Genomic DNA, 25,858 nt, shown 5'->3' on the forward strand with positions numbered 1-25,858 from the left:
AATTTCCTCAAAATTGGGGTCTGTCCCCTATTTCCCGAGATCAGGAAGCGCACGCCTGCTCCAGCTTGTCGATAACCAGTCCGGCAACGTCGAAGCCCTGCTGGGCGGCAATCTCGACCATGCAGGTCGGGCTGGTGACGTTGATCTCGGTGAGGTGGCCGCCGATGACATCCAGGCCGACGATAAGCAGGCCGCGCTGCCACAGGATCGGTGCCAGGTACTCGGCAATCTCACGCTCGCGCGCGGTGAGCGCCATCGCCACTCCGCGTCCGCCCGCGGCAAGATTGCCGCGCGTCTCCCCTGCCTGCGGGATGCGCGCCAGCGCAAAGGGCACAACCTCGCCGCCGATGATCAGCACGCGCTTGTCACCATCGGCGATCTGCGCCAGGTAGCGCTGCGCCATGATGGTGCGCGCACCGTTCCCGGTCAGCGTCTCGATGATGACGTTGCGGTTGGGGTCGTCCTTGCGCACGCGGAAGATCTGGCTTCCCCCCATGCCATCGAGCGGTTTCAGGATGACATCGCCGAGCTCGTCGATGAAGGCGTTGATGTCCGCTGCATCGCGCGCGACCAGCGAAGTCGCCATGAACTGGGTGAACTCGGTGATCGCCAGCTTCTCGGAATGGTCACGGATCGCGCGCGGGTTGTTGAAGACGCGCACACCAGCCTGCATCGCATCCTCCAGCAACCAGGTGGCGGTGACGTACTCGAAGTCGAAGGGCGGGTCCTGGCGCATCATCACCGCATCGAAGGCGGCCAGCGGCAGTGCCCTGGCCGGCCCGGCGCGGTACCAGGCGGCATCGTCCTCGAAGACTTCGAGCGGCACGCAGCCGGTGCCGAGCACCACGCCGTCGCGCCAGGCCAGTCCGGCGCGCTGCACGGACCACACCTCGTGCCCACGGCTGGCCGCTGCGCGCATCATCGCAACGCTGGAATCCTTGTAGGCCTTGAGACCCTCGAGCGGGTCGAGGATGAAGAGGAGCTTGAGCTTGCGGGTCATGACTTGATCACAGGTTCCATTCACTGCCCATCGACGGGCTGCAGATGCGGCAAGCGCCGCGATCGATTGCGCGACAGTCGGTTCGCCCCCTGTAGGAGCGGCACAAGCCGCGAGGTTCTGAAGGCGACGCGGCCAGCCGGAGCCAGGCCAAAAGGCTCGCGGCTGGCGCCGCTCCTACAGGGCCAGCGAGCATCACACGGCCAGCACTTCCTCCTCCACCGGCGCGGTCTCCTCGATCTCCACCGAGGCAGCCAGCAGCGCCAGGCGGGCGACCACGCCGTAGGCATAAAAACGATTCGGCGGAGCGTCAGGTCCCTGGGCAGCGTCGGGCAGGGTGCAGCAGGTCTCGAACGCCAACGGCTTGAAGTGCATCCCAGGGGCGTTGAGGTTCTCGTCGCGGCCGCGCTCCGTATGCACCCTGTAGAAGCCGCCCACCACGTAGTGGTCCATCATGTAGACCACCGGCTCGGCGACCCCGTCCTCCACCGTCTCGAAGGTGTGCACGCCCTCCTGGATGATCACCTCGTGCACCTGCAGCCCCTCCTTGACCACCGCCATCTTGTTGCGCTGGCGGCGGTTGAGGCCAACGACTTCGGACGCATCCTTCACCGTCATCACGCCCATGCCGTAGGTGCCGGCATCGGCCTTGACGACCACGAAGGGCTGGTCGGTCACGCCATATTCCTTGTACTTGGCGCGGATGCGGGTGAGCAGCGAATCGACCTGGGCCGCCAGGCACTCCTCGCCGGTACGCTCCTGGAAGTTGATCTGCCCGCACACGCCGAACTCGGGGTTGATGCGCCAGGGGTCGATGCCGATCTCTTCCGCGAAGGCGCGCGCCACACGGTCATAGGCGGCTGCATGCCTGGACTTGCGGCGCGAGTGCCAGCCTGCGTGCAGCGGCGGGATCAGCCACTGCTCGTCGAGCCCCTTGAGCACGTCGGGGACACCGGCCGACAGGTCATTGTTGAGCAGCACCGCGCACGGTTCGAAGTTATCCAGGCCAACGCGGCCGCCACGGCGACGCAGCGGCTCCAGCGTCAGGGTGGCGCCATTGGTCAGCTCGAGCACGGTCGGCTCTGCGATCTCGGGCAGCAGACTGCCAATGCGCACATCGAGCCCTGTCAGGCGCAGGATGGACACCAGCTTGGCGACATTCTGCAGGTAGAACTGGTTGCGGGTGTGGTTCTCGGGGATCAGCAGCAGCTTGCCTGCATCCGGGCAGATACGCTCGATCGCGGCCTGCGCCGCCTGCACGCACAAGGGCATGAAGGCATTGTTGAGGTTGTTGAAGCCACCCGGAAACAGGTTGAGGTCGACCGGCGCGAGCTTGAAGCCGGAGTTGCGCAGGTCGGTGGAGCCGTAGAACGGGGGCATGTGATCCTGCCACTGGGTACGGAACCACTTCTCGATGTCGCAGGCATTGTCGAGGAACTGGCGCTCGAGCTCGAGCAGAGGGCCGGTGAGTGCGGTGGTGAGGTGCGGGACCATGGATTATCTGTCTCTGGAAGTGCCGCTACCGACCGGCAGGCGGCGAATGGTTTGGCCAGAATGTTACACCATGGTCCACGCCAATTAGTCGGCCGGTGACTCCATTACACATCAAGGACAATCCATCGGCACCAGACCGCCACTGCAGCACAGGCCGCCCGGCACCCTATCCCCCAAGATCGCCGTTCATCCCACGAATCACGCCTCCAGAAAATCTACAACCTGCTCTGCCAGCCATCTCTGTCTCGTTTCATCAGAGCCAAGCCATGTCGAGATGCCATGGTCACAGTCTGGCAATATGACCTTTTCTAGCCCCCCATGGGGTACAGCTTCTTCGATCGCCCGGATCACTTCGCATGGAATCGCGCTATAGGCGCGCCTCTCATTTATCAAGACATGGCCTGCGGAGCGACCAGGCTCGCGTCCGAAGTCGCTCGAACGCAGGCCGTCGTACTCACCTACAATCAACAAGACAGCGCCACTGAAGCGCCTTAGAAACAGCAACGAAGACGAGTCCATGAATCCATATGGCACGGCTATGGCATGACGGAATGGCTCACCAAATGCCGGTCCATAGGCACATTCCGGATAAATCGCCGGGCACACCAAGATGATCTTCTCAATCTTATCTTGGTGTGCTTCAGCAAGCTTGAGAGCAAGAGCCCCCCCCATACTGACTCCACATACCGCACTCAAACCCGACATAGCCTGATAGAACTTCAGTACTTCCTTCAAATTCTTCGATAAACAACTCTGCTCCAGCGCAATGGGTGACGCAGCGTTATGACCACTGAGATTACATGTCAGGCTCGAAACACCCATAGCCTGAAGAGGATACAAGATCGGATCAAGCGCAGCGAGATCAGAACACGCGCCATGAATAGCGAACAGTACCGACCGAATACGATGACACCCCCCATCAAGGAATCTTCCGCGCAACCAGTATTCGCCACACCGTAGCGAGAATGATGTCTCACCCCGTGGGAGTGGCTCAGAAACACTACGCGAGACCGAGGACCAGGCACCCGGATCAATAGCCAACGATCTCACATCAAGCCCCGAATAGCGGCATACAGTGAACTGAACTGTGCGTTCAATAGCTTGAATGCCATGCCACAGCAGACCATAACGATCATGGGCTTCACCAGCCTTGGCCCCACAAATACGGCACATCGCGCTCCAAGCTGCGCCCCCACAAACGCCCCAGCGGCCATGATGGCAGCCAAAGGCCAAATCACAGCCCCACCTGCCACAAATACCATTAGCGATCCGACATTACAGGACGCATTGCCGACTTTTGTAAGACCTACCGCTTGCATGGTGTTAAGACCACACAAGGCCATCAGACCAATCATAAAGAAGGACCCGATCCCGGGACCGAAGAACCCATCATAGAACCCTAGCAACGGAGAGATCGTTATGGCAAATACAGGAATAGAAAGGTAAGCAACTCGCTTAAGCCGCTCTCCACTAGGAGCAACTGCAAAATAGATAGCCACTGCAATGAGCAAGAAAGGAATTCCCGCCTCTACCCATCTTTTTTCGATTGCATTGACCATCAGGGCCCCCGCAGCACCTCCAATCATTGGAATGACAGTAACCCATCTACCCAATCTCCAATCGATCAAGCCTTTGCGCGAATAGGCTGCAGTTGCGGAGACAGTGGCAGCTGTCGCCTGTAGCTTATTGGTTGCGAGGGCGGACACCGGATCAAGACCGGCGACGAAAAGTGCCGGCAGTGTTATCAAACCACCACCCCCCGCTATGGCATCAAAGAGACCAGCAAGAAACGCCACCAAGCCCAGAACTACAAAAATTTCGAATGTCATTTTCTGCAGACTTCTTTCCCACCACAAACCAAAGAACCAGTCAAAACTGTGACGAAGTGAGATTCAGGTCATTTTCGCCGCCCCCACCGCAAATCCTGCTTTAATCTACCCCTTCACCAGAAGCGGATCATCCCTTATAACAATTGGATTTACATACTTTGAATAACCAAAGACCCTGACCAGCAATCGCCTATTATCCTTAACAACATCCCTGCAGTGCAGCGCCCTAAGATTATTTATGACTAACGCAGACTGCTGAGACAATACATATTTATATCCGGCCGATCTCGATACAGCGCTGCAGAACTCCATGTAAGCCCTCTGGACAAGACCAGACGCGCTGTCATCAACAGAGAAGCGGTAACTATTGAATCTAATAGAGAAACCATGATTCTGATCAAGCTCAAGAATTGATATACCACCCCCTCCCTCACCCTGTCCGGCATTAAACGAATCGCTGCGTGTGAAATTAAAGCTTCTTGACGTAAGACAAAGAGTATTGGTAGGCCCAATATTACTCAGAATCGGAGCAACAGGAATAACTGTTGTAGGCTCATTTCCAGGATTCCACATTGCACTGAGAATCAAAGCTGACGGGGCCGGAGAGTGGCCGCCCTGTGCACTACTCGAGCACCAATACGGAGCTTCAGTATGAGGGCCGAGCGACAGGCCGGAGTGAGAACTTTGCTCCACAAACTCGCCTTCTTGGCTCAACCTTGCCACCCCACCTCCCTTGAAATTCGCAACAAGCCGGAGTTGCTCCCCGTCATTGTCAATATCATATGAGAATGACCGATGATCCAGAATATTGAGCAGGATCTGGTTTCTTGCCCCAAGCATCAGAACGGATGGATGAGTTTTAAGTTCTGTCGGCGACGGCAACACCGAAGGAGCGTGCGACAGCCTCACATCACACAGTCCTTCGAACGCCAAAGACGAAAGCCTCCCCTGTTTGTACCTCTCAATATGACTACTCTGCTCGTCATCAAGGCAGGAGGCCAGCTGTCTCGCACCTCGAATCGAGATCTCTTTAGCGCCTGGCGACTGAATACCGCCGATCTCGGATATCTCACTTGACAACCGACTCAGAAGCGCCGCCTGCTCTTCACTGAAACTGACTGTCAAGTGCTCCGCTTCTGAGATTTCTGCTTCATAGGCAGCGAGGTTATTCGTAGCTTTCATTACATTTCGCTCTTGTTTATGGCCACTGCGCAGGCTCGTTGTGAACTCAAGGCGAATTATTATTCACTCATCCCGATCGCGAAATATGCACATTGCAATACAATTGCAGCAGCACGCAGATACAGCAAGCTCTGTACTGCACGAGTCTGGCCACATCTGTTATGGGTGACCAGGGGCAGTACGCAGAGGACGAGAATGAACCAAAAACCGCTCTACCAGAAGATTGCTTCCCACTATCAAGAGGCTATCGAATCTGGCGCACTCAAACCGGGACAGAGACTTCCCTCGCTGAGGGAGATGACGCGAGCGCACGGGATTTCGTTGTCCACCGCTGTGCAGGCTTGTCGGGCTCTTGAAGAAACAGGCTGGCTTGAGGCCCGCGCGCGATCTGGAAATTTTGTCCGCAACACTGCCCATGCGGGACATCATCAGACTCATGAACTTGGGCTCGGGACTGAGCGGACCGATCAGCTCGATGAACTTCTCTCGATCGATGCAATTCTGGCTGCTGCGCGGCACAGTAAGGTCGACGTCGATCTCTCGGCTGCAAGCTGCGCCCCTCACCTCTATCCCGCGAGCGAGCTTCGTAAGCTCGCGGTGGCCGTTATGCGGGGGGCACCAGATATCCTTGCATCGTCCGCTCATCCGTTAGGGAACCTCGCCTTTCGACAGGCAGTTGCTCACCGGATGCTCAAGCGAGGTGTTCAAGTGTCTCCGCAAAGCGTGATCGTCAATCATGGCGCGAGCGAGGGACTGGCACTTGCCTTGCGCGCAGTTGCGCGTCCTGGAGATGCGGTTCTGCTTGAGTCACCAACATACTATGGCATCCGACAATTGCTAGAGACGTTTGGGGTTCGCTCAGTCGAACTGCCAACCAGCGCCCAGTGTGGCCTCGTCGTCGAGGCAGTCGAGTTCGCATTGCGCGAAACATCGCGAGTGGTTGCCGTTGTCAATATGCCCACATTGCACAACCCCACGGGCAGTACAATGCCAAACGAAGCCCGTGAACGACTGGTCTCACTATGCGAATCACATAATATCGCACTAATCGAAGACGATGTGTATGCCGATCTGCACCCTAACGTACTGAAATTAAGACCACAGAAATACTGGGATCGCAATGGCATCGTTATCTATTGCAGTTCTTTCAATAAAACACTATCACCTGGCTTCAGGTTAGGGTGGATGCTGGGGGGGCGCTGGCATGCGACTATAGAGGCCCTTAGCATGGTGCAGTCACGCCCAAAAGAGGAGCTACAGCAACGAGTTGTCGCAAGATTTCTTGAGAGCGGCTCATATGACCGCCATATTCAGCACGTCCGCGAGAATATCTGGCGCCAACGCCAAACGGTTGCCGCACTTGTCAAAGATGCATTTCCGGATGGCACTTACGTCCACGACACGCGAGCCGGATTGTCGATGTGGGTGAAGTTGCCTGCCAGCGTCTCCTCTCGCCGTCTTTTTCGGAGAGCGCTCGAAAACCGTATCAGAGTACTGCCGGGCGCCATTTTCTCTTCATCTACGTATTTCGACTCATACATCCGGCTCGGATGCGGCTGGCCGCTAGATGACGAGCGTAGAAGGGCAATATCGAAGGTTGGACAGCTTTGTCAAGATTGCTGAACATCGGTGCCAGATGGGGCTCGGAAGTTCAGCATGCAATCCAGAGAGAGCCACTCGGATAGATAGAGCTCTCACCTCACCACCAAAATACCGGCCGCCCTGATGCTCACACAGCCGAAGGGCGTACCGGCAGGTTGCGCTCGTCCTTCACCACCTCCATCACCACGTAGGTATGCGTCTGCTTGACGCACGGCAGCCCCGAGATCTGGTCGCCCATCACCCGGCGGTATTCGTTGATGTCGCGGGTGCGCACCTTGAGCAGGTAGTCGAAATCGCCCGCGATCATGTGGCAGGACTCGATCTCCGGAATGCGCCGGACCGCGTCGTTGAAGCGGCGCAGATCCAGCTCGGCGGTGCTGGTCAACAGGACCTGGACAACGACTATATGGCCAGCACCCACCGCATCGGGGTCGAGGTCGGCGTGGTAGCCGCGGATCACCCCCGCCTTCTCCAGCCTGCGCACGCGCTCGGCACAAGGCGTCTTCGTCAGCCCCACGCGGCGTGACAGCTCGACGATCGACAGGCGCGCATCGGCCTGCAGTTCGACGAGGATCTTCTGATCGATACGATCCATTGCAGTGCAGCAGACTATTCGCCTGCATCGGCTGGTTGAAACGGGAATTATGACTTTATAAACGCGAATTTTGGAGCCATTAACTTTTGTTTTTGGCAAAAAATTCGCTCCAGCTCAACGGGCTCCCGAACGCCCCTCCCCACCCCATACGGACGCCTTCCCAGGAGTATCCGGCCGTGACCTCGCTGCCCTCGTCGCCCCCCCAGCTGGCTCCCGAATCGTGCGCTGCCGCGGCCCTGCCCGCGACCCGGCGCAGTGCGCTGCGCGAACGGATCGATGCCGCCTGGCGCCAGCCGGAACCGATCTGCGTGCCTGCCCTGATCGCCGCCGCACGTCTCCCCGACGCGCTGCGCGAGCCGGTGCATACGCTCGCCCACGACCTCGTCACCGGCCTGCGCGCCACGCGTACGCGCTCGTCCGGCGTCGACGCCCTGATGAAGGAGTTCTCGCTCTCCAGCCAGGAAGGCGTGGCACTGATGTGCCTGGCCGAAGCCCTGCTGCGCGTGCCCGACAAGGCCACCGCCGACCGCCTGATCCGCGACAAGCTCGCCGACGGCGACTGGCGCGCGCACATTGGCAACAGCCCCTCGCTGTTCGTCAATGCCGCGACCTGGGGCCTGCTGATCACAGGCCGGCTGGTATCGACCAGCAGCGAGCAAGGTCTGTCCGCAGCGCTCACCCGCCTGGTGGCGCGCGGCGGCGAGCCACTGATCCGCAAGGGCATGGACCTGGCGATGCGCATGCTGGGCGAACAGTTCGTCACCGGCCGCGACATCGACGAGGCCTTGAAGCGCGGCCGCGAACACGAGAAACAGGGCTACCGCTACTCCTTCGACATGCTGGGCGAGGCCGCCATGACGGCCGCCGACGCCGAGCGCTACTTCAAGGACTACGAGCGCGCCATCCATGCCATCGGCCAGGCCTCCAAGGGCCGAGGCGTGGTCGACGGCAACGGCATCTCGGTCAAGCTCTCCGCCCTGCATCCGCGCTACACCTGGTCGCAACGCGAACGCGTGCTGGGCGAACTGCTGCCCCGGCTGAAGGCGCTGTGCCTGCTCGCCAAAGGCTACGAAATCGGCCTCAACATCGACGCCGAGGAGGCCGAGCGCCTGGACATCTCGCTCGACCTGCTCGAAGCGCTTGCTACCGACGACGCACTCGCCGGCTGGAGCGGGCTGGGCTTCGTCGTGCAGGCCTACCAGAAGCGCGCGCCCTTCGTGCTCGACTTCGTGATCGACCTCGCACGGCGCAGCGGCCAGCGCATGATGGTGCGCCTGGTCAAGGGCGCTTACTGGGACGCCGAGATCAAGCGCGCGCAGATCGACGGCCTGGCCGGCTACCCGGTCTATACGCGCAAGGTCTACACCGACGTCGCCTACCTCGCCTGCGCGCAGAAGCTGCTCGCCGCGCGCGACGCGATCTACCCTCAGTTCGCCACCCACAATGCCCACTCGCTGGCGGCCATCTTTCACCTCGCCGCCGCCGACGGCCGTGCCTGGCAACCCGGCGACTACGAGTTCCAGTGCCTGCACGGCATGGGCGAACCGCTCTACGACCAGCTCGTCGGCCAGCCCGGCCGTCACCGCATGGTGCGCATCTACGCCCCGGTGGGCAGCCACGAGACCCTGCTCGCCTACCTCGTGCGTCGCCTGCTCGAGAACGGTGCCAACACCAGCTTCGTCAATCGCATCGTCGATGAGCGCGTGGCAGTCGAGGAGCTGATCGCCGACCCGGTCGAGCAGGCCGCAGCGCTCGCCGGTGCGCCGCACCCGCGCATCCCGCTGCCTTGTGATCTATTCGGTGCGCTGCGCACCAACTCCGCGGGCATCGACCTCGCCAGCGAGCCGGTGCGCGCGCGCATCGCCGCTGCAATCGAGGCCTCGCGCAGCATGCCCTTCGCAGCCGGCCCGATCGTTGCCGGCAGCGTTGCCGTGCCTGCCCAGGTGCAGCCGGTCACCAACCCGGCCAATCGCAGCGAAACAGTCGGCGGTGTCGCCGAGGCCACCGCCGCGGACATCGAGCGCGCCCTGGCCGCCGCCAGCGCTGCCGCGCCCGACTGGGCGGCCCAGCCGGCGGCCATGCGCTGCACACGACTTCAGACTGCCGCTGAACTGTTCGAGCGCGATGCCGACACCCTGATCGCACTGGCAGTGCGCGAGGCTGGCAAGTCCTGGGCCAACGCCGTGGCCGAACTGCGCGAGGCGGTCGATTTCCTGCGCTACTACGCCCAGCAGGCGCGCGGCTTCGACGCTGCAAGCCACGTCCCGCTCGGGCCGGTGCTGTGCATCAGCCCGTGGAATTTCCCGCTTGCCATCTTCACCGGCCAGGTGTCGGCCGCGCTCGCCGCCGGCAACCCGGTGCTCGCCAAGCCCGCCGAACAGACACCGCTGATCGCCGCCTACGCGGTGCGCCTGCTGCACGAGGCCGGCGTACCGGCCGCGGCGCTGCAGCTGCTGCCCGGGCGCGGCGAGACCGTCGGCGCCGCGCTGGTGGCGGACGCACGCGTGTGCGGCGTGATGTTCACCGGCTCCACCGAGGTGGCAGCGCTCATCAACCGCAAGCTCGCCGAACGCGGCGGCAACGTGCCGCTGATCGCCGAGACCGGCGGCCAGAACGCCCTGATCGTGGACTCCACCGCCCTGCCCGAGCAGGTGGTCGCCGACGTGCTCGCCTCCGCCTTCGACTCCGCCGGCCAGCGCTGCTCGGCATTGCGCGTGCTGTGCCTGCAGGACGACATCGCCGACGGCGTGCTGCACATGCTGCGCGGGGCGCTCGACGAACTGCGCCTGGGCGACCCGGCCGACGTCCGGGTCGACATCGGTCCGGTGATCGATGCCGAGGCGCGCGCAGGGCTGGAAGCCCATGTCGCGACGATGCAGGGCCGCGGCGCACGCGTCACCCGCCTGCCGCTGCCCGCGGACTGCGCACGCGGCAACTTCGTCGCGCCGACGATCATCGAGATCGGCGCGCTGTCCGAACTCGGCCGCGAGCAGTTCGGCCCCATCCTGCACGTACTGCGTTACCGTGCAGCCGGGCTGGATGGGCTGATCGACGCCATCAACGCCAGCGGCTACGGCCTGACCATGGGCGTGCACACCCGCATCGACGAGACCGTCGAGCGCATCGCCTCAAGCGCCCACGTCGGCAACCTCTATGTGAACCGCAACATCATCGGCGCCGTCGTCGGCGTACAACCCTTTGGTGGCGAAGGCCTGTCGGGCACCGGGCCGAAGGCTGGCGGGCCGCTCTACCTGCACCGCCTGCTGGCGCGCACGCCGGGCCCGGCGCTGCTCGACGGCGCACTCGCGGTCAGCGAAGGCAAGGAGACGCGCGCTGTCGACACCGCGCTCGACGGCTTCCTCGCCTGGCTGGACGGCGCTGGTCGTGGCCTCGTGGAGGGTGACGAATTCACCGTACTGCGCGACCGCGCAGACGCCTGCCGCGCCCGCCGCATCAGCGGCCTGCGTCTGGCGCTGCCCGGCCCCACCGGCGAGGACGACAGCCTGCGCTTTACCGCGCGCGGCCTGATCGCCGGCGTCGCGCACACCGCTGCCGCCGTACTGCACCAGGTCATGGCCGCACTCGCCAGCGGCAACCGGCTGCTGCTCGCTGACACCCCGGCCGCCCGCAGCACCGTGGCGGCGCTACCGTCGGACCTTGGCCCCGCCGTGGCGGTGAACGCCAACTGGATCGAACAACCGATCGGCGCCCTGCTGTTCGATGGCGACGACCGCGGCGCCAATGAGCTGCAGCAGCGCCTAGCGGCACTTGAGGGCCCGATCCTGCAACTGCTGCGCCCCACGCCCGATTACGACCTCGGCCGCCTGGTGCATGAGCGCACACTGTCGATCAACACCGCCGCCGCAGGCGGCAACGCCAGCCTGATGGCCATGGGTGCCTAGCGCCAGGCTCCAGAACACGGTACGGATGGGCCCCGATCCAGACCGGCATCACGCAGCTAGGGGCATCACGGATGGCAAGACTGAAAAATTCGCTTACCTTTGCCGGGCGCACACGCCACCGTACGGTGGCAACCCGCATCAACGGCCTGCAACGCTGGGCCAAGCAGCAATCGCAAACGACACACAGCCACGAAGGAGACGTTTCATGAAAAAAACCCTGCTCGCCACCGCCGTCCTCGCCCTCGGCGGCTTCTCCAACGCGGCCCTGGCCGACCTGTCGGTCGCCATCGCCGGCCCGATGACCGGCCAGTACGCCTCGGCCGGCGACCAGATCCGCAAGGGTGCGGAGATGGCCATCGCCGACATCAACGCCCGCGGCGGCGTGCTCGGCGAGAAGCTGAAGCTGGAGGTCGGCGACGACGCCTGCGATCCCAAGCAAGCGGTATCGGTGGCCAACACCATGGTCAACCGCAAGATCGTCTTCATGCACGGCCACTGGTGCTCGAGCTCGACCATCCCGGCCTCCGAGGTCTACAACGAGGCCGACATCCCGATGGCCACGGTGTCGACCAACCCGCAAGTGACCGAGCGCGGCCTGGACAACATCTTCCGCATCATGGGCCGTGACGACCAGCAAGGCATGGTGGCGGGCAGCTACATCGCCGACAAGTTCGCCGGCAAGAAGGTCGCCGTGGTCGACGACAAGAGCGCCTACGGCAAGGGCCTGGCCGACGAGATGGCCAAGGCGATGGAAGGCAAGGGCCTCAAGCCCACGCTGCGCGAGGCGATCACTGCCGGCGAGAAGGACTACTCGGGCCTGGTCACCAAGCTCAAGCAGGCCGGCGTCGAGGTGATGGCCTACGGCGGCTACCACACCGAGGTTGCGCTCATCCTGCGCCAGGCCCAGGCCGCCGGCCTCGACCTGACCGTGATGGGCGGCGACACCATGACCAACTCCGAGCTCGTCACCGCTGCCGGTCCGGCTGCGGACAAGGTGCTGTTCACCTTCTCGCCCGACCCGCGCAAGAACGCCGACGCTGCCCCGGTGGTGGAGAAGTTCCGCGCCGCCAAGGTCGAGCCCGAAGGCTATGTGCTCTACGCCTACGCTGCCTTCCAGCTCTTCGAGCAGGCCGCTACGGCAGCCAAGAGCACCAAGTACGCCGACCTCGAGAAGGCGATGCGTGGCGGCAGCTTCAACACCGTGATCGGCGAGCTGTCCTTCGACGCCAAGGGCGACCAGAAGGCGCCGGGCTTCGTGGTCTATCGCTGGCAGGGCGGCCAGTACGACTACGCGCAGTAATCGCGCCCTGCAGCGCAACACCCGGCCGGCGCGCGCCTGACACTGCGCGCCGGCCGCGCAAACAAGAATCCCCCCGCGCACGGCGACGGTCCACCACCGTCGGCCGTCGTGCGCCGCCACCGCAGGAGACATCGTGGCCTACGCACTCCAGCAACTGATCAACGGGCTCACGCTCGGCGCCATGTACGGCCTGATCGCCATCGGCTACACGATGGTGTACGGCATCATCGGCATGATCAACTTCGCCCATGGCGACATCTTCATGGTGAGCGCATTCATCGCGGTCACCGCCTTCACCATTCTCGCCGCCGCCGACGTGACCTCGATCCCGCTCGCACTGACCTTCGTGCTGATCGTGTCGATCTTCTTCACCTCGGCCTACGGCTGGGCGGTGGAACGCACCGCCTACCGCCCGCTGCGCGGCTCGACCCGGCTGGCGCCGCTGATCTCGGCGATCGGCATGTCGATCTTCCTGCAGAACAGCGTGCAGCTCACCCAGGGCGCACGCGTCAAACCCATCCCGCCGGTGCTCGAGGGCGGCGTGGTGCTGTGGGACGCCCCTGGCTTCACCGTACAGATCGGCTGGAGCCAGATGCTGATCATCGTCACCACCGTGGTGCTGATGATCGCCTTCACCTGGATGATCACGCAGACCCCCTTCGGCCGCCAGCAACGCGCCTGCGAGCAGGACCGCACCATGGCCTCGCTGCTCGGCGTCAATGTGGACCGCACCATCTCGCTCACCTTCATGCTCGGCGCGGCGCTGGCTGCGGTCGCCGGGGTAATGGTCACGGTGTATTACGGCGTGGTGGATTTCTTCATCGGCTTCCTCGCCGGCATCAAGGCTTTTACCGCTGCGGTGCTGGGCGGCATCGGCTCGCTGCCGGGCGCGATGCTGGGCGGCTTGCTGATCGGTCTCATCGAGTCCTTCTGGGCGGCCTACCTGTGGGCGGAATACAAGGACGTCGCCACCTTCAGCATCCTGTGCCTGGTGCTGATGCTGCGCCCCTCCGGCCTGCTCGGCCGGCCTGAAGTGGAGAAAGTGTGATGAGCGCCATCGTCTTCGCCCGTCACGCGATGACCCCCACCGAGCGTCTGCGCGACGCCGGCTGGGTGGCCTTCGTCGGCCTCATCCTCGGCGTGCCGCTGATCGGCCTCACCACCGTCGACGTGGGCGGCCGGCTGGGGGTCGAGACCCGCTTCGGCCTGCTCGTCGCCGCCGTCGCCGCCGTGTTCGCCGGCCGCCTGCTGCTGCGCTGGTCGATCGACAACATGCGCAACCGCAAGCTCGCCCGCGACCGGGTCAGCACCGCCACCGCTGCCGACCGCGCCCACGGCGCGCAGCGCGTGGTCAACGTGCTGGGCTGGATCGCGCTCGGCGCCTCGATCGCACTGCCGATCGTGTATTCCGACAACCGCTACGTGGTCGACATCGCCACCACGGTGCTGATCTACGTGATGCTGGGCTGGGGGCTGAACGTGGTGGTGGGCCTGGCCGGCCTGCTCGACCTCGGCTATGTCGCCTTCTACGCCGTCGGCGCCTACTCCTACGCGCTGCTGTCCACCCAGTACGGCTGGGGTTTCTGGGAGGCACTGCCGGTGTCGGGTGCGCTGGCAGCGAGCTTCGGCATCCTGCTCGGCTACCCCATCCTGCGCCTGCGCGGCGACTACCTTGCCATCGTCACCCTCGGCTTCGGCGAGATCATCCGCGTCATCCTGGTGAACTGGACCGAGTTCTCCGGCGGCCCCAACGGCATCAGCTCGATCCCGCGGCCGAGCTTCTTCGGCCTCGAGTTCACCCGCAGCGCACCCGAGGGCGGGCACAGCTTCGCCAGCTTCTTCGGGCTGGAGTTCTCGGCCATGCACCGGCTGATCTTCCTCTACTACCTGATCCTGGTGCTCGCCCTGCTCACCCACGCCTTCGTGTCGCGGCTGCGCAAGCTGCCCGTGGGGCGGGCCTGGGAGGCCCTGCGCGAAGACGAGATCGCGTGCAAGGCGATGGGCATGAACACCACCAACATCAAGCTCTCGGCCTTCGCCATCGGCGCCATGCTGGGCGGCTTCGCCGGGGTGTTCTTTGCCGCGCGCCAGGGCTTCATCTCGCCCGAGAGCTTCACCTTCACCGAATCGGCGATCATCCTCGCAATCGTCGTGCTCGGTGGCATGGGCTCGCAGATGGGCGTGGTGCTGGCCGCCACGCTGCTGGTGCTGATCCCCGAGTTCGGGCGCAATTTTGCCGAGTACCGCATGCTGCTGTTCGGCGCCGCAATGGTATTGATCATGGTCTGGAAACCGGGCGGCCTGCTCTCGCACCGCGAACCGACGGTACGCCTGAAGCCGCTACAGCGTTCGAAGCCGGCCGCCGCCGGCACGGAGGTGGCGCAATGAACACGCCCGCCACCCTGCTCTCGGTGCGCAACCTGACCATGCGCTTCGGCGGCCTGACCGCGATCGACGACCTTTCGCTGGAGGTGCCGGCCGGCAAGATCACCGGCATCATCGGCCCCAACGGCGCCGGCAAGACCACGCTGTTCAACTGCCTCACCGGCTTCTACAAGCCCACGACCGGCACCCTGCGCCTGGCACATCCAACGCGCGGCGAAATGCTGCTGGAGAAGCTGCCCAGCCACCGCGTCGCGCGCGACGCCCAGGTGGTGCGAACCTTCCAGAACATCCGCCTGTTCCCGAAGATGACGGTGCTGGAGAACCTCATCGTCGCCCAGCACAACGTGCTGCAGCGCGCCTCGATGTTCTCGATCGCCGGCCTGTTCAAGCTGCCGGGCTACCGTGCGGCCGAGCGCAAGGCGGTGGAGCGCGCAGCGATGTGGCTCGAGCGCCTCAAGCTCACCCACCTCGCCGACGACGCCGCGGGCGACCTGCCCTACGGCATCCAGCGCCGCATCGAGATCGCGCGCGCGCTGTGCGTCGACCCGGTGCTGCTGTGCCTGGACGAGCCCGCGGCCGGCCTCAACCCGCGCGAGTCGGCGGAACTGAACGAGCTGCTGCTCTACCTGTGCGGCGAGCTGGGTATCGCCATCCTGCTCATCGAGCACGACATGAGCGTGGTGATGAACGTGTCCGACCACATCGGCGTGATCAGCTACGGGCGCAAGATCGCCGAAGGCACGCCCGAATCGGTGCGCAACAACCCCGAGGTGATCAAGGCCTACCTGGGCGAAGACGAGGAAGAAGAAGCGATGGGAGGGGCCGCAGCATGATGCTCACGATGGAGGGTGTACACGCCCATTACGGCCACATCCACGCACTGCGCGGCATCGACGTCGAGGTGCAGGTCGGCGAGATCGTCACCCTGATCGGCGCCAACGGCGCCGGCAAATCGACGCTGATGATGAGCCTGTTCGGCAACCCCAAGGCGAGCGCCGGGCGCATCGTGTTCGACGGCGAGGACATCACCCGCGTCCATACCCACGAGATCGCCCGCCGCGGCATCGCCCTCGTACCCGAGGGCCGGCGCATCTTCCCGCGCATGACGGTGATCGAGAACCTGCAGATGGGCACGGCCCACGCCGACCCCGCCAACTACGACGCCGACATCGCGCGCGTGTTCGCAATGTTCCCCATCCTCGACGAGCGCAAGTCGCAGCGCGCCGGCACGCTGTCGGGCGGCGAGCAGCAGATGCTCGCCATCGGCCGCGCGCTGATGAGCCGGCCCAAGCTGCTGCTGCTCGACGAGCCCTCGCTCGGGCTGGCGCCGATCTACATCCGCAAGGTGTTCCAGATCATCCGCGAGCTCAACCGCGACCACGGCATGACCATCCTGCTCGTCGAACAGAATGCCAACCAGGCCCTGCGTGTAGCCGATCGCGGCTACGTGCTGCAGCACGGCGAGATCACGCTCGCCGGTACGGGGGCTGAACTGCTGGCGAGTCCGGAGGTGCGCGCGGCGTATCTGGAGGGCGGGCACGCCTGATCGGCGATCATCGATACCGGCCCAGCGCTCGACCAGCGCAAGGCCGGGCACTCCGCCCCTCAGGCGCAATACCCCCAACGACGCCCCAAGCTCGATGTCCCAAACAACCCAACCCGCTCGCTGGCTCCCCTTCGTCGTCCTCGGCATTGGCCTCACCGCGATCTCCTTCGGCGCCATCTTCGCCCGCCTGGCGCAGGCCGAAGGGGTGAGCTCGCTCACCGTGGCGACCTGGCGGCTCGGGCTCGCCGCATTGATCATCACGCCGGTCGCGCTCATGCAGTCGCGCCGCGAACTGGCGCGGCTCACCCGCCGGCAGATCGGCATGGCGCTGGCGGCGGGCTTTTTCCTCGCCCTGCATTTCGCCACCTGGATCAGCTCGCTGGAATACACCTCGGTCGCATCCAGCACCGCGCTCGTCACCACCAACCCGCTGTGGATCGGCCTGGCCTCTTTCCTGATCTTCCGCGAGACGCCTACGCGCATGATGATCGGCGGCATCGCGCTGTCCTTTGCCGGCAGCCTGTTCATCTTCTGGAGCGACAGCCAGAACGCGGGGGCCGGCAGCGACCCCATGTTCGGCAACCTGCTGGCGCTGGTCGGCAGCTGGTGCTTCTCCGCCTACCTGCTGATCGGCCGCCGACTGCGCGCCGGGCTCGGGCTGCCGGCCTACATCTGGCTCGCCTACGGCGCCGCAGCGCTGTTCCTGTTCGCGGCCAGCGGCGCAGGCGGGGTCGAGCTGTTCGCGCTCTCGGGTACCGCCTGGCTGGTGCTGCTGGCGATGGCGCTCGGCCCGCAACTGCTCGGCCACACCGCCTACAACTGGTCGCTGCGCTACGTGTCCGCCACTTTCGTCGCCGTGGTCACGCTCGGCGAACCGGTCGGCAGCGCACTGATGGCCTTCATCATCTTCGGCGAGGGCTTCGCGCCACTGCAATTCGTCGGCTTCAGCCTGCTGCTGGTGGGGATCTATCTGGCGGCCAAGGGCGAAAAGGGCTGAGTCTCGCGCCGCACGGGCGCAGGCGGCGGGGCTAGAGGATCAGGTCCGCTGCCTTGGCCGGGATGCCGAAGTGGTACCCCTGCGCGACCTCCGCCCCGGCAGTGCGCAACCACGCTGCCTGAGCCTCGGTCTCGACGCCCTCGGCAACCAGCTCGAGGCCAAGCTCCTTGGCAAGTGCAATCACCGCCTTGAGAACCGACGCGGCCTTGAGGTTCTCGCCCAACCTGGAGACGAAGGAGCGATCGACCTTGATCGCATCGAAGGGCAGCATCGCGATATAGCTGAAGCTGGAATAGCCGGTGCCGAAATCGTCCAGCGTCAGCTTGAACCCTGCAGCCTTGACCTGCTGCAGCAGCCCGCGCGCGGCGTCGATGTCGCCGACGAAAACGCTCTCGGTGATCTCGATCTCGATCAGCCGCCTGTCGACGCCGGCCCGATCACACGCATGGGCCAGGCGCTCCACCAGGCCCGGATACCTGAGCTGAACGGGCGACACGTTGATGGCGACCGGCGGCACCGTGCAGCCCCCGCGCTGCCAGTGCGCAACCTGGTCGAGCACCATGTCGATGATCCAATCGCCCAGCGCCACGATCTGGTGCGACTCTTCGGCGATCTCGATGAACAGCGCTGGTGGCACCAACGTCCCCGCCGAGGGCGACCAGCGCACCAGCGCCTCGTAGCCGATCAAGGCGCCCGACTCCAGTGCGATCTTGGGCTGGTAGACCATGAACAGGCCCTGCTTCACTGCCAGCGCGCTGCGCAGGCTGCTCTCGATCTCGGCCTTGCGGCGCGTGATGCGATTGAGTTCGGCGGTGAAGAACTGGTAACGGTTGCGTCCGCTGTCCTTGGCCTGGTACATGGCCATGTCGGCATTCTTGACCAGTTCGGACTCGTCACGGGCATCGTCCGGAAAGATCGAGATCCCCATCGACAGCGTCGGAGAAAAGTCCCGCCCCTCGTGCTCGAAGCTCAGGCTCACCGTATCTAGGATGCGGCGTGCAACGCACGACAGGCTGTCGACATCGACCACGTCATCGACGATGACGAGAAACTCATCGCCACCCTGCCGGCACAGCGTGTCGCCATCCCTGATCGACGCGTGGATACGCTGCGCGACCTCCTTGAGCATGCGGTCGCCCGCTTCATGGCCGAAGGAGTCGTTGATGACCTTGAAGCGATCGACGTCCAGGTAGAGCACTGCCACCCGCGATCCGTTGCGCTCGGCGCGTGCCACCGCCTGGCGCAGGCGGTCGGCAAACAAGCTGCGGTTGGCGAGGCCGGTGAGGCTGTCGTGGTAGGCGAGGAACTCGATCTGGCTCTGCTGGGCACGCTCCACCGAAACGTCCAAGGCAAGGCCTACGTAATGGGAGGTCTCGCCATGACCATTCGCGAGGCGCTTGATCATCAGGCTCTTCGGGTAGCGCTCCCCGCTCTTGCGCCGGTCCCAGATCTCGCCTTGCCAGAAGCCGGTGCGGTCGATGCTCTGCCACATCGCCTCGTAGAAGTCGGGACCATGCATCCCCGAAGACAGGATCCGCGGCGACTGCCCCATCACCTCGTGGGCAAGATAGCCGCTCATCTGCTCGAATGCTTCGTTCACGAACACGATCGTTCGCTGTGCGTCGGTGATCATGATCGACACCGGGGCGAGCTGCATCACGCGCTTGGCAAGATGCAACTCCTGGTTCGCGCACCAGTGCTCATGCGCCGCAAGCACACGCGCCACCTGCTCGCCCACACCCGCCGCAAACGCCTCCTCATCAACCGTCCACACCCGCGGCAAGTGAAGTTGCTCATGGCATACCACACCCAGCAGACGGTCACCCTGGCGGATCGGCGTATCGAGCAGGGATACGATGTCGCGAGCGGCAAGATGCGCCCGCGACAGCTCCCGCGTCGCCGGGTGCACGGCCGCATCGTTCACGCTCAACACGCGACTGCCTCTCAAGGCCGCGAAGTACGCCGGGAAATCGACGTCGGCGAGCACAGGGCAAGCACACTCGCAAGCCTTCTCGCCGTCCGTGCCGCCGTGCGCCACGCAACGCAGCTGGCCCGCCGCATCGAGCAGCCAGATCGAAGCCTTCGCGTCGAGCACCCGCGCCGACTGGCCGGCAATCTCTTCCAGCGCCTGCTGCAGGCGGCCACTACCCGGGAGGACGCTGCGTGCCAGTTGCAGCAGGACGCGATCGAAATCCTGGCGCCTGGCACGCCGCGCGTCGTCGAGCGAACGATGCCTGCCGACCAGGTTGAAGATGCGCGCGAGCAGTTCTTCCCGGACCAGCGGCGCGGCGACGTAGTCATCCACCCCGCAGCGGAACAAGGCAGCGCGATCGGCCAGATCATCCCCGCCGACGACGGCAAGGATGGCTGGTGCATTGCCGCCGCCGGCCGCGTGGAAACCTTCGATCAGCGCGCGTCCGCCCTCGAGTCCTGATTCATCCAGGCACAGCAGCACCAGATCGCAGCGCTCGAGGCTGAATGCGCCGTGGCGCGCGGACACCGCACCCTGTCTGGCCCGCCCCACCGCCGTCGCCGGCAGCAGGCCAGCCAAGGCTTCATCGTCATGATCAACGACGTACAGCTCACCGCAGAATTCATCCAGCATGTCCACGAGCTGCGCCCGCACGCCCCCCTGCGGCGCCACCAGCAGCAGCTTCATCACCGACCCACCGAGCCCCGGCTGCATGCGCTCGTACTCAGGGCAGGCTGAAACGGCGCACCGACCGCATCAGCTCAACGGCCATGTCCTGCATCTCTCGGGCCGCGTCGGCATTGCCACTCATGGTGAGGCTCACCTCCTCGGCCATGCCCGCGATACGCTCGACATTGGCCGCGATCTCGTTGGCGGCCGTCCCCTGCTCCCGCGTCGCAAGCGCCACGTCGCGCGCCTTGGCGAGGGAGTCCTCGGCCTGCCCGCGGATGGTCTGCAGGATGCCGGCAACTTCCCGTACCTTGACGAGGCTCGCCTGCACCTGCGGCACCGTCTCGTGCATCGTGACGACCACGGTCTCGGTTTCCTGCTGCACCGCTTCGACCGTCCGGCTGATGCGGGTGGTCGCCTCGGCGGTCCGCTCCGCAAGCTTTCGCACCTCATCGGCCACCACTGCAAAGCCACGCCCCTGCTCGCCTGCGCGGGCGGCCTCGATCGCCGCATTGAGCGCGAGCAGGTTGGTCTGCTCGGCAATCTCCTTGATCACGACGGCGACACTGCCGATCTCGCCGGAGCGTACCTTGAGGCCCTCGACCTTCTGGGCCGACGAGGCAATCAGGCGCTCGACCTTTTCCACCTCGGCCGACGCATGCATCACCGCCGCAGTCCCTTCACCCGCACGCTCGGCCGTTCCAACCGCGTGCCGCTCGGTCGTCGCCGCAATCCCGGACACGGCGCCAATGCTCGCCGTCACCTGCTGCAGTGCGGCCGCAGTCGTGCTCGTGGCCTGCGCCTGATCCCCGCTCGCCGCTGCGACCTGGCCAGCCGCGCTGGCAATCTGTTGCGCACGGCCATCGAGCGCTTGGGCCATGCGCGTCATGTCCCTGAGCATGCCCACGAGCTTGTCGCGCATCTCATCGACGGCATGCAGCATGCTGCCGGCCCGCATGCCGGGCCGAGCAACCGCCGCGCTCAGGTCGCCACGCGCGATCTGCTGCACGACGGACACCGCCGCCGCGGGCTCACCGCCCAGCTGGCCAAAGATGCTGCGGCTGATGAGGCCGAAAATGGCAACGATGGCAAGCACGATGGGCAATCCAATCAGCCCGATCTTCACCGCCTGGTCCTGGAACGCCTGTGCGACGTCGTCCTGGTACACACCTGCGCCGATGACCCATTGCCACGGCGCAAACAGACGCGCATAGGACACCTTGCCAACCGGGGCGGTAGCGCCCGGCTTGTTCCACACGTAGTCGACGAAGCCGCCTTGCGCACTGCCCGAGGCCACATCCACCATCTCCACCACGAAGGCGCGGCCTCCCGGGTCGCGCAGTTCGCGCCCTGATGTCCCCTCGATGTCGGGCCTGGCCGGGTTGAGCTTGAACTCGTACCGGGTATCGACCACGAAAACGTAGTTGTCGCCGTCGAAACGCAAGGCACGCAGCGAGGCCAGCGCCTGGCGCTTGGCATCGTCCTCGCCGAGGGCGCCTGCCGCCTGGAGCGAGTGAAAATAGCTCAGGGTTGCCATCGCACTGTCCGTCACCGCGCGGACACGTTCGCGGCGGTCTTCTTCCATGCTGGTACGGAGGTCGAAGAGGGCGACCAGGCCGATGGAAACAAAGCCCGCCACCACGGCCAGCAAGGCCAGGACGAGGCGTGTTCTCAGGGTCATCGTGGCAAAGCTCATGGGCTGGGTCCCTTGCGGCGGCTGCGGCGTGCATTCGAAATGGCATGACGCGCGTAGCAACCGATGTTACGGAATTGCGCATTCCGTTCCATTCACAGCAACGATGACCCCGCTACCAAGAAATGCGTACATCGCCCTCAGGGCGCAACCAGGCCCTCACGGATTGCATAGCGCGTGAGGTCGGCCGACGTGCGCAGGCCGAGCTTGTCCTTCAGGTGGCGCCGATGGACCTCCACCGTCGACACGGTGATCCCCATCTCGGCTGCCATCTCCGCCGCACGCTTGCCATTGGCCAGCAGCACCAGCACCTCGCGCTCGCGCTGGCTCAACAGGCTGACCGGCGGGCAGCTGTCCGCACGCGGCAGAAAACGGTTCAGCATGCGCGCGGTTGCCTCCGCGCACAGGAAGTGCTTGCCTTCGGCGACCGCGCGCACGCCGTTGATCAGCTCCTGGGTGCTGGCCGTCTTGACCACATAGCCAGAGGCGCCGGCCTTGAGCATCTCCTCGACGAAGGTTCGATCGGCATAGCCCGAGAGTGCCAGCACGCGCGCGCCTGCATGCTCGCGTCGCAAGCGCTGCATGACCTCGATGCCATTCTCGTCAGGCAGGCCGACATCGAGGATGAGTACATCCGGGCGCACGCGCCCGATCTCGGCGAAGATCTCGGCCGCACTGCCGACGCAGGACACCACCACGATGTCGGGCTCGTCCGACAGGATGCCGGCGAGGGCCTCGATGAAGATCCGATGGTCGTCGCCGAGCATGACCCTGATGCTCATCGTCGCCTCCCCGAGCCACGACTGCTGCCAAGCGGCACCTGCAGCCGCACTGAGGTCCCTCGCCCGGGTGCCGAGTCGATGACGACCGTTCCATGGAGATAACCGATGCGCTCCTGCAGGCTGGCCAGCCCGAAGCGCTCGCGCTGGTCGAGCGCGGCGGCAAGGTTCTCGATCCCCCGCCCTTCGTCACGCACCGTGATGCGCAAGAAATGCGCCGTATGCTCGACCCTGACCTGCGCCCAGAAAGTACCCGCATGCTTGAGCACGTTGAGCAGCAGCTCGCGCACCGCGCGGAACAGGATCAGGCTCTGCGCCTCGCCCAGGGCGATCGCCTTGCCCCCGTCCGTATCCGTGCCCACAGGCTCGACGTCCACCTCGACATCGAGCCCGAACTCGCGCCCCATCTCGTCGGCCAGCCAGTGCAGAGCCGACACCAGGCCCAGCGTACGCAGCACCGGCGGACTGAGCTGTGCCGTCATCGAGCGCACCCGCCGGCTCGCATCACGGATCAGCCCCCCTACCTGCACCAGGGCAGCAACGAGCGCGTCATCGCCGACCGAGCGCTGCACCTGGTCCAGCCGCATCTGGGCGATATGCAGCAACTGGCCGAGATCATCGTGCAGGTCGCGCGCGATCGCCTTGCGCTCGCTCTCCTCGGCCAGGGTGATCTGCACCGCAAGCTCCTGCAACTGCCGGGTACGCTCGGCCACCCTGCGTTCGAGATTGGCATTGGCCTCCTGCAGCGCCAGCTCGGCCACTTTCTGCGCCGTGATGTCGCGGCCGACGCACTGGATCTCGCGCAAGACCCCCAGTTCGTCGAAGAAACCACGGTTTATGAACTGCACCCAGCGCAACTCGCCGTTACCGCAGACGACGCGGTTCTCCTCGATCACCACATCATTGCTCGGCGACAAGGTGCGCAAGGAGGCTTCGACCCGCGCAACGTCGTCGGGATGTGCCACCGGCTGCCAGCGCTGGCCGAGCAGCTCCTCGCGTGCGCGCCCCGACAGCGCGCAGTACGCATCGTTGACGAACAGGAAGCGGCCGTCTGCCCCCAGGCGCGAGATCGCCTCGGTCTGCCCACCCAGGATGCTCCTCAGACGCCGCTCGCTCTCGCGCAGCGCCTGCTCGGTCTCCTTGAGGGCCGAGACCTCGCACAGGATCACGACGATGCCCGCGACGACACCCTTGCGCAGGTCCGGAACATAGTTGACCACCCAGTAGCGCCGACCACCGCCGGGCGACTCGATGACCTGCTCGTCGGACTGCGCCTCACCCCGATAGGCGCGTTCGACCAAGGGCAGGATCCTCGCGTACAGCGCCGCGGGGGCGAGATCCACGATCCGACGGCCGCGCAGGTCGGCCGCTCCGAGCCCAAGCCAGGCCAGGTAGGCGCGGTTCGCATACACATTGCGCTGCTCCGCATCCCAATAGCTGATCATGGCCGGCAGACACTCGAAGAGCGTCGCCAGGCTCACATCGAGGCCAGGGTCGCCGCCCCCACCTTCACGCCCCTCCCGGAGCGCAGGCTTGCGGCCTTCATCCGCATCGACAGCCAGCATCATCATGTATCTTTCATTCTCGGATGTCGGGCAGGCCACCTGCCCACCGCTGCTTAAGCACCAAGGGCAGGCGACAGCCCAGGGAGTATACCCATTTCCATATCAGCACCAGGGTTTCCGGGCGCGGCGCATTCGAACGTCGGCGGAAGACGAGATGACCTGGCACCCCTCGGGCGTCGACACACTTGCGCTCATGGCTGCGTGTTAATCTCATTTGTGCATTGCAACATCCCTTCCGGATGGCGCACCTTGGCGGACTGCACCCATCCCACCAGACGAGGAGGACCCAGCCATGTTCCAGCTGCCGTGGTCAGGTAAGCGCCACGACGCACCTACCCCAACGCTCAACCTCGCGCTGCAGGGCGGTGGCGCCCATGGCGCCTACACCTGGGGCGTGCTTGACCGCCTGCTCGAGCACGGCATCGGCATCGAGGGCGTGAGTGGTACCAGCGCGGGCGCGATGAATGCGGTCGCCCTCGCCCAGGGCTGGACCGAAGGCGGTGCACAGGGCGCACGCGCCAGCCTGGCGGCTTTCTGGTCAGCGGTCGGCGACAGCGTGCCCTTCCACCTCGAACTGCTGCACAGCCTCAATCCGGCGAGCGACGGCAGCCTGCCCGCGCCGATGAGCCTGATGCTCGGCTTCACGCGCATGTTCTCGCCCTACCAGCTCAACCCCTTCGAGCTCAATCCCCTGCGCGACGTGGTGCGCGCCCAGTTCGACTTCGAACGCCTGCGCCGCGACTGCCCGCTCAAGCTGTTCATCGCTGCCACCGCGGTGCGCACCGGCAAGGTCAGGCTGTTCCACACCAGCGAGCTCAGCGAGGCCGCGCTGCTCGCCTCCGCCTGCCTGCCGACCCTGCACCACGCGGTGGAAATCGACGGCGAGCAATACTGGGACGGCGGCTTCACCGCCAACCCTGCGATCTATCCGCTGCTCTACGAATGCCACTCGTCCGACATCCTACTCGTGCTGCTCAACCCGCTGCGTCGCGAAGCCGCGCCGCGCAGCGCCGACGACATCGCTGCGCGCAGCATGGAGCTGGGCTTCTCCACCACCTTCCTACGCGAGATGCGCATGGTCGCCCATGCCCGCCGCTTCATCGCCGACGGCGGGCCCGCGTGGCTGCGCGGCCGCTTCGAGCGCAAGCTCATGGACGAGCGCTTCCACCTCATCGATGCGGTCGAGCTGGGTGACGCCGGCAAGGCCAGCAAGCTCAACGCGGCCAGTGGCTTCCTCATGCAACTGCGCGACCTTGGCCGCGCCCGCGCCGAGGCCTGGCTGCAGGCACACGGCGCGGACATCGGCCGGCGCGAAACCGCTGCAGTCGACGCGCTGTTCCTGTGATGGCGC

At 64.7% G+C, this 25,858-nt stretch carries 19 protein-coding genes; 9 read left to right on the plus strand and 10 right to left on the minus strand.

Annotation, left to right across the window (positions count from 1 at the left end):
• Nucleotides 1–40: 40 nt before the first annotated feature.
• The 5 genes from gshB to B447_RS22115 form a co-directional block, all read right to left on the minus strand.
• The gene (gshB, locus tag B447_RS06815) at nt 41–1,000 is read right to left on the minus strand and encodes a glutathione synthase (protein ID WP_002931186.1); all 960 of its coding nucleotides are present in this window, start codon (nt 998–1,000) and stop codon (nt 41–43) included.
• A 192-nt stretch (nt 1,001–1,192) separates the two neighbouring features.
• On the minus strand, nt 1,193–2,491 hold the full coding sequence (gene gshA, locus B447_RS06820) for a glutamate--cysteine ligase (protein WP_002938015.1): 1,299 nt from the start codon (nt 2,489–2,491) through the stop codon (nt 1,193–1,195).
• A gap of 198 nt (nt 2,492–2,689) precedes the next feature.
• Entirely contained in the window at nt 2,690–3,541 is an 852-nt protein-coding gene (locus B447_RS22110) for an alpha/beta hydrolase (RefSeq protein WP_269745237.1), read from the minus strand.
• Nucleotides 3,538–4,320, minus strand: coding sequence for a TSUP family transporter (locus tag B447_RS06830; protein ID WP_002938019.1), 783 nt, complete (start codon nt 4,318–4,320; stop codon nt 3,538–3,540). Before B447_RS06830 ends, B447_RS22110 begins: the two co-directional genes overlap by 4 nt.
• A 105-nt stretch (nt 4,321–4,425) precedes the next feature.
• Nucleotides 4,426–5,502 carry a hypothetical protein gene (locus B447_RS22115; protein ID WP_002938021.1) on the minus strand — a complete coding sequence of 359 codons (1,077 nt, stop codon included), beginning with the start codon at nt 5,500–5,502 and terminating at the stop codon, nt 4,426–4,428.
• Nucleotides 5,503–5,697: 195 nt separating this feature from the next.
• Between B447_RS22115 and B447_RS22120 the strand changes: the two genes are divergently transcribed.
• Nucleotides 5,698–7,125 (plus strand): aminotransferase-like domain-containing protein, encoded by a 1,428-nt coding sequence (locus B447_RS22120; protein ID WP_198291754.1) that lies wholly within the window; start codon nt 5,698–5,700, stop codon nt 7,123–7,125.
• A 106-nt stretch (nt 7,126–7,231) separates the two neighbouring features.
• On the opposite strand, the gene B447_RS06835 is transcribed toward B447_RS22120, so the two are convergent.
• Nucleotides 7,232–7,699, minus strand: a complete 468-nt coding sequence (locus B447_RS06835) for an Lrp/AsnC ligand binding domain-containing protein (protein WP_002938024.1) — start codon at nt 7,697–7,699, stop codon at nt 7,232–7,234.
• A 176-nt stretch (nt 7,700–7,875) separates the two neighbouring features.
• Here B447_RS06835 and putA point away from each other — a divergent pair, with 176 nt between their 5' ends.
• From putA to B447_RS06870, 7 genes are all read left to right on the plus strand, one after another.
• The gene (putA, locus tag B447_RS06840; protein WP_002938026.1) at nt 7,876–11,601 is read left to right on the plus strand and encodes a trifunctional transcriptional regulator/proline dehydrogenase/L-glutamate gamma-semialdehyde dehydrogenase; all 3,726 of its coding nucleotides are present in this window, start codon (nt 7,876–7,878) and stop codon (nt 11,599–11,601) included.
• Between the two features lie 205 nt (nt 11,602–11,806).
• Entirely contained in the window at nt 11,807–12,901 is a 1,095-nt protein-coding gene (locus B447_RS06845) for a branched-chain amino acid ABC transporter substrate-binding protein (RefSeq protein ID WP_002931191.1), read from the plus strand.
• Nucleotides 12,902–13,034: 133 nt separating this feature from the next.
• Entirely contained in the window at nt 13,035–13,949 is a 915-nt protein-coding gene (locus B447_RS06850; RefSeq protein ID WP_002938034.1) for an ABC transporter permease subunit, read from the plus strand.
• On the plus strand, nt 13,949–15,289 hold the full coding sequence (gene livM / locus B447_RS06855) for a high-affinity branched-chain amino acid ABC transporter permease LivM (protein ID WP_002938036.1): 1,341 nt from the start codon (nt 13,949–13,951) through the stop codon (nt 15,287–15,289). Before B447_RS06850 ends, livM begins: the two co-directional genes overlap by 1 nt.
• The gene (locus B447_RS06860; RefSeq protein ID WP_002931197.1) at nt 15,286–16,119 is read left to right on the plus strand and encodes an ABC transporter ATP-binding protein; all 834 of its coding nucleotides are present in this window, start codon (nt 15,286–15,288) and stop codon (nt 16,117–16,119) included. Before livM ends, B447_RS06860 begins: the two co-directional genes overlap by 4 nt.
• Nucleotides 16,119–16,832, plus strand: a complete 714-nt coding sequence (locus B447_RS06865; RefSeq protein ID WP_002931198.1) for an ABC transporter ATP-binding protein — start codon at nt 16,119–16,121, stop codon at nt 16,830–16,832. Before B447_RS06860 ends, B447_RS06865 begins: the two co-directional genes overlap by 1 nt.
• Before the next feature lie 94 nt (nt 16,833–16,926).
• A complete protein-coding gene (locus B447_RS06870; protein ID WP_002931199.1) occupies nt 16,927–17,829 on the plus strand; it encodes a DMT family transporter in 903 nt (300 codons plus the stop codon).
• Between the two features lie 31 nt (nt 17,830–17,860).
• Here the strand turns inward: B447_RS06870 and B447_RS06875 are convergent, their stop codons facing one another.
• From B447_RS06875 to B447_RS06890, 4 genes are all read right to left on the minus strand, one after another.
• Nucleotides 17,861–20,515: an EAL domain-containing protein gene (locus B447_RS06875; protein ID WP_002938043.1), complete on the minus strand. Its 2,655-nt coding sequence runs from the start codon at nt 20,513–20,515 to the stop codon at nt 17,861–17,863.
• A 10-nt stretch (nt 20,516–20,525) separates the two neighbouring features.
• Nucleotides 20,526–22,151, minus strand: a complete 1,626-nt coding sequence (locus B447_RS06880) for a methyl-accepting chemotaxis protein (RefSeq protein ID WP_002938046.1) — start codon at nt 22,149–22,151, stop codon at nt 20,526–20,528.
• A 152-nt stretch (nt 22,152–22,303) separates the two neighbouring features.
• On the minus strand, nt 22,304–22,945 hold the full coding sequence (locus B447_RS06885) for a response regulator (protein WP_002938049.1): 642 nt from the start codon (nt 22,943–22,945) through the stop codon (nt 22,304–22,306).
• Nucleotides 22,942–24,513 carry a PAS domain-containing sensor histidine kinase gene (locus B447_RS06890; RefSeq protein ID WP_002938052.1) on the minus strand — a complete coding sequence of 524 codons (1,572 nt, stop codon included), beginning with the start codon at nt 24,511–24,513 and terminating at the stop codon, nt 22,942–22,944. Before B447_RS06890 ends, B447_RS06885 begins: the two co-directional genes overlap by 4 nt.
• Nucleotides 24,514–24,799: 286 nt before the next feature.
• Between B447_RS06890 and B447_RS06895 the strand changes: the two genes are divergently transcribed.
• Nucleotides 24,800–25,852 (plus strand): patatin-like phospholipase family protein, encoded by a 1,053-nt coding sequence (locus B447_RS06895; RefSeq protein WP_002938053.1) that lies wholly within the window; start codon nt 24,800–24,802, stop codon nt 25,850–25,852.
• Nucleotides 25,853–25,858 lie beyond the last annotated feature (6 nt).

This window comes from Thauera sp. 27, assembly GCF_000310125.2.
Lineage (GTDB): Bacteria > Pseudomonadota > Gammaproteobacteria > Burkholderiales > Rhodocyclaceae > Thauera > Thauera mechernichensis.